Origin of the sequence: Flavobacterium psychrolimnae, from assembly GCF_003312425.1 — a bacterium.
Lineage (GTDB): Bacteria > Bacteroidota > Bacteroidia > Flavobacteriales > Flavobacteriaceae > Flavobacterium > Flavobacterium psychrolimnae.
In genome coordinates, this window is the sequence record NZ_QNUX01000006.1 from 96,846 (window position 1) to 112,299 (window position 15,454).

At 34.6% G+C, this 15,454-nt stretch carries 15 protein-coding genes and 1 tRNA gene; 9 read left to right on the forward strand and 7 right to left on the reverse strand.

Features of this window, described 5'->3' with window-relative positions:
- Nucleotides 1–15: 15 nt before the first annotated feature.
- The 4 genes from ftsZ to DR980_RS08045 all read left to right on the forward strand — a co-directional run bounded on the left by ftsZ (nucleotide 16) and on the right by DR980_RS08045 (nucleotide 3,724).
- Nucleotides 16–1,953 (forward strand): cell division protein FtsZ, encoded by a 1,938-nt coding sequence (gene ftsZ / locus DR980_RS08030; protein ID WP_113634830.1) that lies wholly within the window; start codon nucleotides 16–18, stop codon nucleotides 1,951–1,953.
- A gap of 290 nt (nucleotides 1,954–2,243) precedes the next feature.
- Nucleotides 2,244–2,693, forward strand: a complete 450-nt coding sequence (locus DR980_RS08035) for a GatB/YqeY domain-containing protein (protein ID WP_113634832.1) — start codon at nucleotides 2,244–2,246, stop codon at nucleotides 2,691–2,693.
- A gap of 71 nt (nucleotides 2,694–2,764) precedes the next feature.
- Nucleotides 2,765–2,838 (forward strand) — tRNA-Arg (locus tag DR980_RS08040).
- A gap of 85 nt (nucleotides 2,839–2,923) precedes the next feature.
- Nucleotides 2,924–3,724, forward strand: coding sequence for a zinc-dependent peptidase (locus DR980_RS08045; RefSeq protein ID WP_113634835.1), 801 nt, complete (start codon nucleotides 2,924–2,926; stop codon nucleotides 3,722–3,724).
- A 36-nt stretch (nucleotides 3,725–3,760) separates the two neighbouring features.
- Here DR980_RS08045 and rpe read toward each other — a convergent pair whose 3' ends face one another.
- The 5 genes from rpe to DR980_RS08070 all read right to left on the reverse strand — a co-directional run bounded on the left by rpe (nucleotide 3,761) and on the right by DR980_RS08070 (nucleotide 9,132).
- Entirely contained in the window at nucleotides 3,761–4,423 is a 663-nt protein-coding gene (gene rpe / locus DR980_RS08050; RefSeq protein WP_113635054.1) for a ribulose-phosphate 3-epimerase, read from the reverse strand.
- Between the two features lie 425 nt (nucleotides 4,424–4,848).
- Nucleotides 4,849–5,712 (reverse strand): sigma-70 family RNA polymerase sigma factor, encoded by an 864-nt coding sequence (locus tag DR980_RS08055; protein ID WP_007137700.1) that lies wholly within the window; start codon nucleotides 5,710–5,712, stop codon nucleotides 4,849–4,851.
- A 163-nt stretch (nucleotides 5,713–5,875) separates the two neighbouring features.
- The gene (locus DR980_RS08060; RefSeq protein ID WP_113634837.1) at nucleotides 5,876–8,017 is read right to left on the reverse strand and encodes a polyribonucleotide nucleotidyltransferase; all 2,142 of its coding nucleotides are present in this window, start codon (nucleotides 8,015–8,017) and stop codon (nucleotides 5,876–5,878) included.
- 237 nt (nucleotides 8,018–8,254) lie between these two features.
- Nucleotides 8,255–8,521 carry a 30S ribosomal protein S15 gene (rpsO, locus tag DR980_RS08065; RefSeq protein WP_113634840.1) on the reverse strand — a complete coding sequence of 89 codons (267 nt, stop codon included), beginning with the start codon at nucleotides 8,519–8,521 and terminating at the stop codon, nucleotides 8,255–8,257.
- A gap of 155 nt (nucleotides 8,522–8,676) precedes the next feature.
- A complete protein-coding gene (locus tag DR980_RS08070) occupies nucleotides 8,677–9,132 on the reverse strand; it encodes a GAF domain-containing protein (protein ID WP_113634843.1) in 456 nt (151 codons plus the stop codon).
- A gap of 132 nt (nucleotides 9,133–9,264) precedes the next feature.
- Here DR980_RS08070 and xrtF point away from each other — a divergent pair, with 132 nt between their 5' ends.
- From xrtF to DR980_RS08095, 5 genes are all read left to right on the forward strand, one after another.
- On the forward strand, nucleotides 9,265–9,756 hold the full coding sequence (gene xrtF, locus DR980_RS08075) for an exosortase family protein XrtF (protein WP_394335935.1): 492 nt from the start codon (nucleotides 9,265–9,267) through the stop codon (nucleotides 9,754–9,756).
- Nucleotides 9,734–10,177: an exosortase F system-associated membrane protein gene (locus DR980_RS08080; protein WP_113634846.1), complete on the forward strand. Its 444-nt coding sequence runs from the start codon at nucleotides 9,734–9,736 to the stop codon at nucleotides 10,175–10,177. Before xrtF ends, DR980_RS08080 begins: the two co-directional genes overlap by 23 nt.
- A gap of 58 nt (nucleotides 10,178–10,235) precedes the next feature.
- Nucleotides 10,236–11,066, forward strand: coding sequence for an ATP cone domain-containing protein (locus DR980_RS08085; protein ID WP_113634848.1), 831 nt, complete (start codon nucleotides 10,236–10,238; stop codon nucleotides 11,064–11,066).
- A gap of 44 nt (nucleotides 11,067–11,110) precedes the next feature.
- A complete protein-coding gene (locus tag DR980_RS08090; RefSeq protein ID WP_113634850.1) occupies nucleotides 11,111–12,466 on the forward strand; it encodes an MBL fold metallo-hydrolase RNA specificity domain-containing protein in 1,356 nt (451 codons plus the stop codon).
- 222 nt (nucleotides 12,467–12,688) lie between these two features.
- A complete protein-coding gene (locus DR980_RS08095; protein ID WP_113634852.1) occupies nucleotides 12,689–13,369 on the forward strand; it encodes a DedA family protein in 681 nt (226 codons plus the stop codon).
- Nucleotides 13,370–13,442: 73 nt separating this feature from the next.
- Here DR980_RS08095 and groL read toward each other — a convergent pair whose 3' ends face one another.
- Complete coding sequence (gene groL, locus DR980_RS08100) at nucleotides 13,443–15,071, reverse strand: chaperonin GroEL (RefSeq protein ID WP_113635058.1); 1,629 nt, start codon at nucleotides 15,069–15,071, stop codon at nucleotides 13,443–13,445.
- 106 nt (nucleotides 15,072–15,177) lie between these two features.
- Entirely contained in the window at nucleotides 15,178–15,453 is a 276-nt protein-coding gene (locus DR980_RS08105; protein WP_007137725.1) for a co-chaperone GroES, read from the reverse strand.
- Between the last annotated feature and the right edge of the window lies 1 nt (nucleotide 15,454).

Consider the following 15,454-nt stretch of genomic DNA (forward strand, 5'->3'; position numbering starts at 1 on the left):
CAAAAACCAAATAAAATGATGAGCGACTCAGAATTTGGAAGTATTTCATTTGATTTACCAAAGAATCAATCAAATGTGATAAAAGTTATAGGTGTAGGTGGAGGCGGAAGTAACGCCATAAATCACATGTTTAAGCAAGGGATCAAAGGCGTAGATTTTATCGTATGTAATACGGATTCTCAAGCTTTACAGAGTAGTTCTGTACCTAATAAAATCCAGTTGGGAGTGCATTTGACAGAAGGACTTGGTGCCGGAGCAAATCCTGATGTGGGACAACAATCCGCTATCGAGAGTATTTCTGAGATCGAAAAAATGTTGGATCGCAATACTAAAATGGTCTTCATCACTGCCGGAATGGGTGGTGGTACAGGAACAGGTGCTGCGCCAGTTATCGCACAATTGGCCAAAGAAAGAGATATTCTTACGGTAGGAATTGTGACTTTACCTTTCTTGTTTGAAGGGAAAGTGCGTCAGGAACAAGCGTTAATCGGTATTGAAAAATTACGTAAACAGGTTGACTCATTAATTGTTATCAACAATAATAAATTAAGAGAAGTTTACGGTAATCTTGGTTTCAAAGCTGGGTTTTCAAAAGCGGATGAAGTTTTAGCAACTGCCTCAAGAGGAATTGCTGAAGTAATAACGCATCATTACACTCAAAATATCGATTTAAGAGATGCTAAAACAGTTTTGTATAACAGCGGAACTGCTATTATGGGATCTTCTATTTCTTCTGGTGAAAACAGAGCTAAGGAAGCAATTATCGCTGCTTTAGATTCTCCTTTGTTGAATGATAACAAAATTACTGGTGCCAAAAACGTATTGTTGCTTATCGTTTCTGGAACTAATGAAATTACAATTGATGAAATAGGAGAAATTAATGATCATATTCAAATCGAAGCGGGTCATAATGCTAATATTATCATGGGAGTTGGTGAAGACGAATCACTTGGAGATTCAATCGCTGTAACCATAATCGCTACTGGTTTTGATATTGAACAACAAAATGGAATCGTAAACACGGAACCTAAAAAAATAATTCACACACTAGAGGACGAACAAAGAAGTGTACACAATTTAAGTAATAAAACTGTTGCTGGATTTGATTTGAACACGGAGTCATCACCGGTTACAAACTCTAACGAAAGAATTGTTTTTGATTTAGTGGAAGATACAGTTGTTGTGCCTGAGCCAGTGGTTACCTCGCCAACAATCAATAAAGAAGAGTTGATGGTGATGTCTGAATTTATTAAAAATTTAGATGTGACTTTCGAAATTGTTTCTCCAATTACAGATATTGATTTCACAATTTCCTCTCCTGTTGCTGAAGTAAAAGCGGTGCAGCCAAAAGCAATCGAAAGACAAGAACAAACTACTTTCTCTTTTGATCTACCACTTTTTAAAGCGGAGCCAGTAGCTCAAGTTGAAGAAAGTAAAGTTATGTATGAGCTAACGAATGAAACACGTGACATTAAAGTAAATGAAGCAGTTCAGTTTGTACCAGTTACTGAATTAACGGATAATGGAATTATCAAATATTCTCTAGAAGAATATATGGAAGCGGAGCCTGATTTCATGCCTAAGCCAGTTGCAAAAACTCCAGAAGTTGTTATTCCGGAGGAGTTAAATATCACTATGAAACAAGTGGAAAGAACTGTGATTAATCCAGTTGATTTTGAAGATATTGCTGCTACCGAAATGACTATTGAAGAATCATTGCGAATGAGAGCAGATGAAAGAAGAAAAAAATTAAAGGAATTCAATTACAAGTTCCACAACAATGTTTCTAAAATTGATGAGTATGAAAAAGAACCAGCTTACAAAAGATTGGGAATAGACATATCAAACAATCAAGCGAATAATACAAATTCAAGAATATCTGTAGGAACAGACAGTAATAATGATTTACAGTTGCGTTCAAATAATTCTTATTTGCACGATAACGTAGATTAATAAAAGCAAAACAAAAATGAGTAGCCCGAAAATTATTTTTAATTTTCGGGCTACTTTTTTCCACCATAAGAAGTTACAAGACTTATCTCTTACAGGAGACAATCTGTTGTTGTAAATCCGAGTAAAATTCTTTAAGTTTGTCAAGCCTTAAAAGAGCAGTCGTTTCAAGTCTTGCCTTAAATATGGACTGATTTTTACTGTCATCAGGGCAAAAATCGTTTTTTTTTAAAGTAGCATTTCAATAAATCGGTTAATCAAATAATGGATTAACGTAATTAACAATATAGATTATGAGTTTATCAGTACTAATCATGGACGAAATGAAAACCGCCATGAGAGCTAAAGATACAGTTGCATTAGAAGCTTTAAGAGCTATTAAATCCGAAATTCTTTTAGCTCAGACAGCATCAGGATCAAAAGAAGAAATAACGCAAGATGACGAGGTTAAATTGCTACAAAGACTAGTGAAGACTCGTAAAGAAAGTGCTAGGATTTTTACGGAGCAAAATCGTTTGGATTTAGCTGAACCAGAATTAGCTCAAATTGCTGTAATCGAAAAATTCTTACCGGCACAATTAAGCGAAGCAGAAGTCGAAGTAGTGATAGCAAAAATCATTGCAGAAACTGGAGCTTCAGGAATTGCATCAATGGGAAAAGTAATGGGATTAGCAGCTGCAAAATTAGGTGGAACAGCCGAAGGAAAAACTATTTCTACAATTGTGAAAAAACTATTGACATAACTTTTTGGATTCAAGATTAACGATTTTAGATCATAAATCTAAAATCGTTAATCAGCAATCTTAAATCAAATGGCTGCGTAGTTCAACTGGATAGAATATCAGATTTCGACTCTGAGGGTTGCAGGTTCGAACCCTGTCGCGGCCACAAACACATATAAAAATGCTTCGAAAAATCAAGTTGGCTTGAATTCTTTTGAAGCATTTTTTTTCTTTTAAAGCAGTTATAATACATGTCACTACAGCTTTTTATTTCAATACTTTTTGGGACATTATTTCTCCTGCTTTTAATTTTTAGAGTTGTTGAGCCAACTTATGTATTGATATTTAATAAGCCACTATATATTCATTGGTATCCTTTTTCCAAGAAATTGAAATTAAGTCAACGACAAATTTTAATAAATGATTTTCCGTTTTATAACAGGCTTTCTGCTAAGAAGAAAATGTATTTTGAACATCGGATTATTGAGTTTGTAGCTAAATATCAGTTCATTGGTAAAGACATTAATGTTACGGAGCAAATGCAAATATTGATTGCAGGAACCTATGTAATGTTAACCTTTGGGATGAGAAATTATCTTGTGAATTTGTTCGATAAAATAATTATTTATCCTTTCAATTATTTTTCTATCGTAAATCAAGCGCATCACAAAGGAGAATTTAATCCCAGAATGAAAGCTGTGGTGTTTTCATGGGAAGATTTTATCATCGGACATTCAACTTCAAACGATAATATAAATTTGGGTTTACATGAGTTCTCTCATGTGTTGCATTTTCATTGTTTAAAAAGTAATGATCCAAGCGCCACTGTATTTTTTGATGCGTTTAATGAAGTTATAAAATATTATAGCGATCCAGTTTTGAATAAGGAGTTAACTCGAACAGATTATTTTAGATTGTATGCGTATGAAAATCAATTCGAATTTTTATCGCTAATTCTGGAGCATTTCTTTGAGACGCCTCATGTTTTTAAAAGTTTGCATCCTGAATTGTATGCCCACGTAGCGGCCATGATTAATTTCAAAGACGAATAATTGAATAAAAAATGGCGCTTAAAGCGCCATTTTTTATTAGAAGTTTGTGAGTTTCTTTAAATCTTGTATCGTTTGCGTTGGATTTTCTGCTTTGAAAACAAAGCTTCCGGCCACCAGAACATCGGCTCCGGCTTCCACTAATTGTTTTGCATTTTTATTGGTTACTCCGCCATCAACTTCAATAAGTGTTGTCGCCCCTTTTCTATTGATTAAATCTTTTAACTTTTTAACTTTTGCATAAGTGTTTTCAATAAAAGATTGTCCTCCAAAACCTGGATTCACACTCATGATACAAACTAAATCAATATCGTTAATTACGTCCTCTAACAAATCAATATTAGTATGTGGATTAATGGCAACTCCAGCTTTCATTCCTTCTGCTTTGATGGCTTGTAGCGTTCTGTGAAGGTGTGTACAAGCTTCATAGTGTACGCTTAGAATATTTGCTCCTAATTCAGCAAAAGTTTTAATGTAACGGTCTGGATCGATAATCATCAAGTGAACGTCAATTGTTTTTTTGGCATGGCGGTTAATGGCTTCCAAAACTGGCATTCCATAAGAAATGTTTGGAACAAAAACGCCATCCATGATGTCGATATGAAACCAATCGGCTTCGCTGTTGTTAATCATTTCGATGTCGCGTTGCAGATTACCAAAATCGGCAGCAAGCACAGATGGTGCAATAAGTGTATTCTTCATTGTGTAGTTGTTACGTAGAGACGCACTGAAGTGCATCTTTACAGATTGTGTTGTTTGTGCAAAAGTAGTTTTTTTGCAGCAATTGGAGAAAGTTTTTTATAGATTCAATTCGTGAATTGTTTAGCAATTTGCGTAAAGGATAGAGGCGGTATCCTCGAAGTGTAACGGAGAGATAAAGCCGAAAGCCTGACCCGAAGTTTTTACGGAGGGTTACGTCCAAATCATTATAAACGGGAAAGGTTTAAGGGAATCTGAAATGAATTCAGATTAAAAAATAAAACTCCGGTAATCAGCCGGAGTTTCAATCATCAATCAAAAAACGAACAGTTAATCAGACCGTCGTTACTTATTAGTCGAAAGCCGAAAGTCAAAAATCATACTGTTGTTGGACGATATGATTTTTGACTTTATAGCATTTGACTGTATTATCCTAAATAGGTTTTTAATATTTTACTTCTTGAAGTGTGTTTTAATCTGCGGATTGCTTTTTCCTTGATTTGACGCACACGCTCACGAGTTAGGTCGAAAGTTTCTCCGATTTCCTCTAATGTCATTGGGTGTTGATCGCCAAGACCAAAGTACAAACGAACTACATCAGCTTCTCTTGGAGTCAATGTTTCTAAGGAACGCTCGATTTCGGTACGCAATGATTCGTGGATTAATTCTCTGTCTGGATTTGGTGACTCACCAGAACGCAATACATCGTAAAGGTTAGAATCTTCTCCTTCTACAAGAGGTGCATCCATTGATAAGTGTCGACCAGAGTTTTTCATACTCTCTTTTACGTCATTTACGGTCATATCAAGTTCTTTTGCAATTTCCTCAGCAGATGGTGGACGCTCGTTAGATTGCTCTAATAAAGCGTACATTTTGTTGATTTTATTGATAGAACCAATTTTGTTCAAAGGCAAACGAACGATACGAGATTGTTCTGCCAATGCTTGTAATATAGATTGACGAATCCACCAAACTGCATACGAGATGAATTTGAAACCACGTGTTTCATCAAAACGTTGTGCTGCTTTTATCAATCCTAAATTTCCTTCGTTAATCAAATCGGGAAGCGTTAACCCTTGATTTTGGTATTGTTTTGCCACCGAAACCACGAAACGTAAATTGGCTTTTGTCAATTTCTCTAATGCTTTCTGGTCACCAGCTTTAATCTTTTGTGCTAATTCTACTTCTTCGTCAGCGGTAATAAGGTCAACTTTTCCAATTTCTTGTAAATACTTGTCTAATGATGCAGTTTCACGATTTGTTACCTGCTTGGTGATTTTAAGTTGTCTCATGTTTTTGTCTCCTCAATTTTTAAGTGTACAAATGATTATACGTATGGAGTTTCAGAAAAGTTACAATAGTTTTTAAAATAAATTAAATAAAAACAAAAATCCCGTTTCAAATTCATGAAACGGGATTTCCTATAAATAAACCTTTAGTAAACTTAAGATCTGATTACTCTTTTCTTTCCTCACGTGGAGGTCTTGGCATAAGTGCTTTTCTTGACACTTTTTCTTTTCTGGTTTTTGGATCTAATCCTAAGTATTTTACTTCGAATACATCACCCATTTTTACTAGATCAGAAACATTTTCTGTGCGTTCCCAAGCCAATTCAGATACGTGTAATAAAACTTCGTTTCCTGGAGCTGCTGTATATTCTACAACTGCACCAAAATCTAGCATTTTGATTACTTTTACTTCATAAGACTCATTCATTTGAGGCTTGAAAGTGATTGATTTAATTTTAGCTAATACCGCTTCTATTCCAGCAGGATCTGTTCCTAAAATTTCAATAACTCCTTCTTCAGTAGTTGGATCTTCATTGATAACAATTGTAGTTCCTGTAGTTTTTTGTAATTCTTGAATTACTTTTCCACCAGGTCCTATCAATGCTCCGATAAACGCATTAGGAATTCTTCTTGTAATGATTTTTGGAGCGTAAGCTTTAACATCTGCTTTTGGCTCAGCTAAAGTTTCGATTAATTTTCCAAGAATATGCAAACGACCGTCACGAGCTTGCGCCAATGCTGCTTCCATAATCTCGTATTTCAATCCGTCAATCTTGATGTCCATTTGACAAGCTGTAATTCCTACAGAAGTTCCAGTTACTTTAAAGTCCATATCTCCTAAGTGATCTTCATCACCAAGAATGTCAGATAATACAGCAAAACGTTCTCCATCAGTAATTAATCCCATCGCAATTCCAGAAACTGGACGAATCATTTGAATACCAGCATCCATAAGTGCTAAAGTTCCAGCACAAACTGTTGCCATAGAAGATGAACCGTTAGATTCTAAAACTTCAGATACTACACGAATTGTATAAGGACAATCAGCAGGAATCATGTTTTTTAATGCTCTTTGAGCTAAGTTTCCGTGACCTACTTCTCTTCTTGAAGTTCCTCTTAAAGGACGAGCTTCACCAGTTGAGAAAGGGGGGAAGTTATAATGTAAGTAGAATTTTTCTTCACCTTGTTCTGATGGAGAGTCAATTTGGTTTGCTTCTCTAGAGGTTCCTAAAGTTGCTGTTGCCAATGCTTGTGTTTCTCCACGGGTAAATAAAGCTGATCCGTGAACAGATGGTAAGTAATCTACTTCACTCCAGATTGATCTGATTTCGGTAGTTTTTCTTCCGTCTAAACGTGTTCCTAAATCTAGGGTTACGTTACGAACTGCTTCTTTGTTTGTTTTGTAAAAATATTTAGAAACTAAATCGCCATTTGCGGCTAATTCTTCTTCTGTAAATAATGCTTTTACTTCTTCTTTTACTTCTGCAAATGAAGCTGTACGTTCTTGTTTTGAAGAACCTTTGCTTGCAATAGCATAAATTTTATCGTAAGATGCGTCTTTTACTTTTGCATAAATAGTCTCATCTTCTCTTTCTCCTTCATAGGTACGAACTTCTTTTTTCCCAAAAGCAGCTTGCAAACGTAGTTGAGCAGCAATTTGATTTTTGATGTGTTCGTGTGCAAATTTAATTGCTTCTAACATTTCTGCTTCTGAAATTTCTTTCATTTCACCTTCTACCATTGCGATAGAATCCATTGAAGCTCCAATCATCATATCAATGTCAGATAATGCTAATTGAGCGCGACTTGGATTGATGATGAATTTACCATCAATTCTTCCAACTCTAGCTTCAGAAATTAAAGTTTCGAAAGGAATGTCAGATAAAGCTAATGCTGCTGAAGCGGCTAAACCAGCTAATGCATCTGGCATTACATCTTCGTCATAAGACATTAATTGAATCATCACTTGTACTTCTGCGTGGTAATCATCTGGGAAAAGTGGACGCAAAACACGGTCTACTAAACGCATTGTTAACACTTCGTTATCACTTGGACGCGCTTCTCTTTTGAAGAAACCACCAGGAAAACGTCCTGCTGCAGCAAATTTTTCACGATAATCTACCGTAAGTGGTAAAAAGTCGATACCTGGACTTGCTTTTCTTGAAGATACTACTGTTCCTAAAATAACAGTTTTTCCTATTCTTACTACTACAGATCCATCAGCTTGTTTGGCTAAACGACCTGTCTCGATTGTGATGTTTCTGCCATCACCTAAATCGATACTTTCTACAAATAATTGTGGAATCATAAATTTAATTTATTAGTTAAACATGGGTTCTAGTTGTGTTGTAGTTGTTGTTTTGCGTAGTTAATGCCTAAAACCCAATGAAAAACCAAACTTTTTTTATTCATCCGTACTAATTTAGTACAGACTTTATGGTGTAGTCTTGATTCTAATCCCTTTTGTGTCAGGACCAAAATAGAACCTTTAGACTTTAAATTGTAAAATAAAAAAAGAGGCACTTTCGCACCTCTTTTATATTGATTATTTTCTGATATTCAATACTTTGATAATTTCACGGTATCTGTTGATTTCTGTTTTCTTCAAGTAATCCAACAAAGATCTTCTTTTACCTACAAGCAATACTAATGAACGCTCTGTATTATAATCATGACGATTTTTTTTCAAGTGCTCAGTCAAGTGGCTAATTCTGAAAGTGAATAAAGCAATCTGCGCTTCAGCTTTTCCTGTGTTTGTTTTTTCTCCGTGTTGAGCGAAGATTTCTTCTTTAATCTCTTTAGTTAAATACATTCCAATATTTGTTTAATGATTTTTATGTATGTCATATATCTATTATATGACGGGTGCAAAAGTAAAAATAATTATGACAAGAACAAAATAAACCTTTCTTTATTTGTGAATTGGCGAAGCATTTATGAATTGCCAGTGATGCATTGTTTTAAATCTTAATATAACTTCGCAATTTCTTGATTAACAAACTCTAAGAATTTTTCATCCTCTTCAGTAAAAGGATCTATTACATGGCTGTCAATATCAATTTGACCTATGTTTTCTCCGTTTACAAAAAGCGGCACCACGATTTCTGATTTTACGGTAAAACTACAAGCGATGTAATTGTCTTGCGCCGAAACGTCTGGAACTACAAAGTTTTCGTTAGAAACTGCTACTTGTCCGCAAATTCCTTTTCCGAAAGGGATTACAGTATGGTCTGTCTCTGCTCCTACATAAGGTCCTAAGTGCAATGTTTTAGATTCATGATTTGCAAAATAAAATCCAACCCAATTGTAATAGGAAATGGAGTCGCTAAGCAATTGACAAATAGATAAAAGTTTTTCGTCTCTTGAAAGCGTTGTATTTAATGTGATTTCGGTTACTTTTGGTTGTAATTCTTGAAATGTCATGTTTTTAATTTTTATTTATGCAAAAGTATTTAAAGCCTGTTTCAAAAATTACATAAATTTGTTAAAAAATTGATTTTGAAAAAATATTTTATTCTCTACAAACCATTTTTGCTTTTTCTGGGCACTTTTTTTTTGACATATATAGTACTAACTTTTTTGTATCAGCAATATCTTAATGGTTTTCAAGAAAATGAAATGGATTCTATTACCAGAATGGTGAGTGATAATACACAATGGGTTATGCAATTATTTAATAACCAATCCTACATTGAAGAAAGTGCAACACATCCTTATATGAAGTTGTTTTATGATGGTAAATATGTTGCCCGAATTGTGGAAGGCTGCAATGCAATCAGCGTAATTATTTTGTTTGTTTCATTTGTGGTCGCTTTTTCAGGGAAACTAAAAACCACATTGTTATTTATCTTTGGCGGAAGCCTACTTATTTATGTGTTGAATGTTTTGAGAATTGCAGCATTAAGTTCGCTGATTTTTTATTTTCCAAAACAAGAACCATTTCTACACGGAGTCCTTTTTCCTTTGTATATTTATGGTGTAGTTTTTATGTTGTGGTTAATTTGGGTACGTAATTTTTCTAGATATGCTTCAAAAGATACTAAATAACAAAATTCGAGTTCTGCAATTCCTTTTTTTGGTGGCATTGTTAGTGCTGGTTCGTGCTTTTGAAAATGAGTTATTCTATGATCCTTTTTTGGATTTTTTTAAAAAAGATTTTGCCAAGCTACGATTGCCAAGTTTTAATTCGACCCAATTGTTTTTAGGATTATTTTTTCGTTATACATTAAATACAGCTATTTCATTGGGTATTATCTATGTCCTCTTCAAAGATGTGACAATGGTGAAATTTGCTTTTGCACTGTATTATTTTTCCTTCATGATTTTAATGGCTGCTTTTTTCTACATTGTTTACTACGCAAATGAAAATAGTAATTGGATTCTATTTTATGTCCGCAGGTTTTTAATCCAACCTATTTTTGTGTTGTTATTTGTTCCGGGATTTTATTATCAAAAACAAAATAAGTAGTCTTTTTTCCGTATCTTTAGTGGTGATTTAAGGGTTTGTTTATCAAAACATTACGAATATGAAAATCATCAAACATTCTGGAGATATTGTCGAATTTAACTCAGATAAACTCAAAAAATCTCTTTTAAAATCGGGTGCAAGTACTGTTGTGGTTGATACCATACTGAATGCTATAAAAAAGCAGATGTATGAAGGTATTTCTACGAAAGAAATCTATAAAATGGCTTTTTCGCTGTTGAAAAAAAGTGCTAATTCTCATGCAGCACGTTATAATTTAAGAGAAGCAATCCGGCTTTTAGGTCCTGCAGGTTTCTTTTTCGAGAAATATATAGCCCGTCTTTTTGTTGCGGAAAACTACAAAACGATTACCAATTTGACTTTGCAAGGAAAATGTGTTTCGCATGAAATAGATGTTTTGGTCAAAAAAAATGAAACTATAGCTATGGTTGAATGTAAGTATCATGCGGGCAGAGATGTTGCTTCTGATGTGAAAGTCCCAATGTATATTTTGTCACGTTTTAATGATTTAAAAGAAAGGAAGCATCCTATTTTTGACCAAAAAGACATGGTTTCTAAATGTTGGATTGTTACTAATAACCGTTTCACTGCAGATGCAATTACATTTTCTAAATGTTCCGAATTGAGTTTGCTGAGCTGGAACTATCCAGCGGACAATAATTTGAAAACCAAAAATGATAATAATTATCTTTATCCAGTTACCTGTTTGACAACTTTGTCTCTCGCTGAAAAAGATAAGTTGCTAATTCTAGATGTCATTTTAGTAAAGGAAATAATTAACAATTCGGATTGTCTCAATAGGATTGGATTAAGTGAAAATCGAATGAAAAATGTGCTGAAAGAGGCATCAGAATTATGTAGGTATTTTTAAGTAGTAAGTTTGAACTGTCAGTTTAATTTTAAAAATCAAATCCCATGAAAGTAAGATTTATAGGTGGTGCGGGAACTGTAACCGGTTCTAAAACGCTAATTGAAAGTAACGGAATTCGGATTTTGATTGATTGTGGATTGTTTCAAGGATTAAAGCCGTTGCGCGAACTTAACTGGGAGCCTCTGCCTGTTTTGGCATCCACAATAGACTTTGTTTTGCTGACTCATGGACATTTAGATCATTGTGGCTGGTTGCCAAGATTAGTCAATCAAGGTTTTTCAGGGAAAATATATTGTACAAGGCCTACAAAAGATATTACCAAACTAATTCTTTTAGATAGTGCTAAAATTCAGGAAGAAGAGGCTAAAAATGCGAATGAAGGGAAATATTCCAAACATGAAATTGCTGAACCTCTTTACACTGTAGAACAAGCCGAGAAAGTTTTTCCGCTATTTAGAGTAATCGAAACTAATGAGGCTGTTGCCTTAGATGCTCAAATCGAAGCTGTTTATACCAATGCAGGACATATTCTGGGCGCTTGCAGTATTGCTTTAACCCTTGAAAATAAGACCTTAGTTTTCTCGGGAGATATTGGTCGGGATGACGATGTGTTGATGTATCCGCCAACTAAACCTAAAAAAGCCGATTATGTTTTTCTGGAAAGTACCTACGGAAATCGTATTCATCCTAAAACGGATACCAAATTAGAACTAGAAATGTACATCAATAATACCGTCAATAAAGGAGGAACGATAATTATTCCGAGTTTTGCCGTAGAGCGTGCCCAAACCATCATGTATTTATTGTGGCAACTCAGAAAAGAAGATAAAATTCCTAATATCCCTTATATCATTGATACTCCAATGGGAATTAATGCGCTAAATATTTTTTCTAATAACCAAAAATGGCATAAGTTGTCCTTAGAAGAATGTGCCGAAATGAGTGAAATGTTTTCATTAGTTTCAGATTATCAGGAAACCATGGAGGCGATTTTTGATGAACAACCTAAAGTGGTGATAGCAGCCAGCGGAATGGTAACTGGAGGAAGGGTGTTGAGTTATCTCGAACATTATATTGGTCTTCCGGAAACTACTTTGATTATTGTAGGATATCAGGCAGAAGGAACGCGTGGAAGAAAATTGCTGGAAGGGGCCAAAGAAATTAAAATTCATGGGCAGTATTATCCGGTAAAAGCAAATATTTTAGAAATACAAGGTTTATCAGCGCATGGAGATCAAAACGATTTACTCAATTGGTTGTCAGAATTAGAAAATAAACCAACCAGAGTTTTTTTAGTTCATGGTGAAAATGAGCCGCTCGATGAACTCCGTATAAAAGTACATGAAAAATATGGTTTTGATTGTAAAGTTCCTTTGATGGGTCAAGAATTTGAGTTGTAGGCCTTTTTTTATTGAAATTCCACATTAGTACTGCGATTAAGTCGGTGAGAAAATGAGGTAATTCTTGTGTCATTTTTTAGAAACTTTGGTATCTAATTTATATTCAAAATGAAGTGAGATAATGAACCGTTAATAAAACTTTAAAATAAAGCAATAAATTGTTGTTAAGATATATTATCCGTACTTTCACGCACGAATAATTTTAGCATAAAAAACCTAAGAATGAACGATTTTGATTGGAAGAATTTAATTGACCCACTTTTTTATATTCATTTTGATGTTAATGGAATTAAATTGGGTATTTACATAGTTTTATTTATTGTATTTGCTGAAACAGGCCTTTTTGCTGGTTTCTTTTTACCAGGAGATAGTTTGTTGTTTTTGGCGGGAATTTATAGCCGGGAATTAATAGAGAATATTTTATTTATTGATAACGATTTTATAAATGTTGTTCTTTTGTCAACTCTTGTAGCATTATCAGGAATTTTAGGAAATGTGGTAGGATACTGGTTTGGGTCAAAAAGTGGATACTATTTGTACAACAAGGAAGATAGTTTTTGGTTTAAGAAAAAATACTTGGTTCAATCCAAAGATTTTTTTGAAAAATATGGTGGAAAAGCAATCATCTTTGCCCGTTTTCTTCCAATATTTAGAACCTTTGCGCCTATTGTAGCTGGAATTGTGTCTATGGATAAACAAAAATTTATGTTCTATAATGTATTGAGTTCATTTATCTGGTCGTTTACATTAATTTTTGCCGGACATTATTTATATGGTTTCTTGCTTGAAAATTATCAAATAGATTTAAAGGAACACATTGAATTAATTGTTTTGATTTTAGTTGGAATAACGGTCTTACCCGTAATTTACAAGTTCAGTAAAAAATCAAAAGTTCAAGAATAAACAAAAATTATAACTCATAAAAAAACCGTCTCGATTAATATCGAGACGGTTTTTTAGTTTAAGGGAGATGCTATTACATCATTCCTGGCATACCACCACCCATTGGGTTTCCGCCTCCATTATCCTCTTTGATATCGATCAAAGCACATTCAGTAGTCAATATCATTCCGGCAACCGAAGCTGCGTTTTCTAATGCTACACGCGTTACTTTTTTAGGATCAATGATACCTGCTTTAAGCATGTCAACATACTCGTCGGTTTTTGCATTGTATCCAAAATCACCTGAACCTTCAGCAACTTTTGCTACAACAACTGAACCTTCAAGGCCTGCGTTTTCAACAATAGTTCTTAATGGAGATTCTACGGCACGAGATACAATTTGGATTCCTGTAGCTTCGTCAGCATTATCAGCTTTAATTGTGCTAAGTGCATTTTTAGCTCTCAATAAAGCAACACCACCACCAGCAACAATTCCTTCTTCAACAGCAGCGCGAGTTGCATGAAGTGCATCGTCAACTCTGTCTTTTTTCTCTTTCATTTCCACTTCAGAAGCAGCACCAACATAAAGTACAGCAACTCCACCAGCTAATTTAGCCAAACGTTCTTGCAACTTTTCTTTATCATAATCAGAAGTTGTAGCTTCCATTTGACCTTTTATTTGGTTGACACGATTTTTGATGATATCTGCGTCGCCAGCACCACTTACAATAGTTGTATTGTCTTTATCGATAGTCACTTTTTTAGCAGTTCCTAACATTTCGATAGTTGTGTTTTCTAAAGTGTATCCTCTTTCTTCAGAAATTACAGTTCCACCAGTTAAGATAGCGATATCTTCTAACATAGCTTTTCTTCTGTCTCCAAAACCAGGAGCTTTTACAGCAGCGATTTTCAAGGCTCCACGTAATTTATTTACAACCAATGTAGATAACGCTTCGCCATCAACATCTTCAGCAATAATCAATAATGGTTTTCCAGATTGAGCAACTGGTTCTAAAACTGGTAATAATTCTTTTAATGAAGAAACTTTTTTATCATACAAAAGGATGTAAGGATTTTCCAATTCTACTTCCATTTTTTCTGAATTAGTCACAAAATATGGAGAAAGATATCCTCTGTCAAATTGCATTCCTTCTACAACATCAACATAAGTATCAGTTCCTTTAGCTTCTTCAACAGTGATAACGCCTTCTTTTCCAACTTTTGCGAAAGCAGTAGCGATTAACTCACCAATTACTTCGTCATTGTTAGCAGAAATCGAAGCAATTTGTTTGATTTTTTCAGAATCGCTTCCTACTACTTTTGCTTGTTTTGCTAAATCAGCTACAATTGCTTCAACCGCTTTGTCAATTCCGCGTTTCAAATCCATAGGATTAGCTCCTGCAGCAACGTTTTTCAAACCTTCTTTTACAATTGCTTGTGCCAAAACAGTTGCAGTTGTAGTTCCGTCTCCAGCTAGATCATTAGTTTTTGACGCTACTTCTTTTACCATTTGAGCGCCCATGTTTTCCAATGGATCTTTCAATTCAATTTCTTTTGCAACGGTAACACCATCTTTAGTAACGTTTGGTCCACCAAAAGCTTTTCCAATAATTACGTTACGACCTTTTGGTCCAAGAGTCACTTTTACTGCATTTGCCAATGCATCAACACCACGTTTTAATCCGTCACGTGCTTCAATATCAAATTTTATATCTTTTGCCATTTTTGTTGTCATTGCGAGGTACGAAGCAATCGCATCCTCATTATTAGTTTAATTTGTTTAAAGTTTCAAGTTGTCTTGATACTTAATTCTTAGGACTTAATACTATTTAGATAATTGCTAAAATATCGTCTTCACGCATGATCAAATAATCTTTTCCTTCTAGTTTTAATTCAGTTCCAGCGTATTTTCCGTAAAGAACAGAATCGCCAATTTTCACAGTCATTGTATGTTCTTTTGTTCCGTTACCAACAGCAACAACAGTTCCTTTTTGTGGTTTTTCTTTTGCTGTATCTGGAATAAAAATCCCTGAAGCAGTTTTTGTTTCAGCTGCAACGGGTTCGATAAGAACTCTGTCTGAAAGTGGTTTAATGTTTAAAGCCATG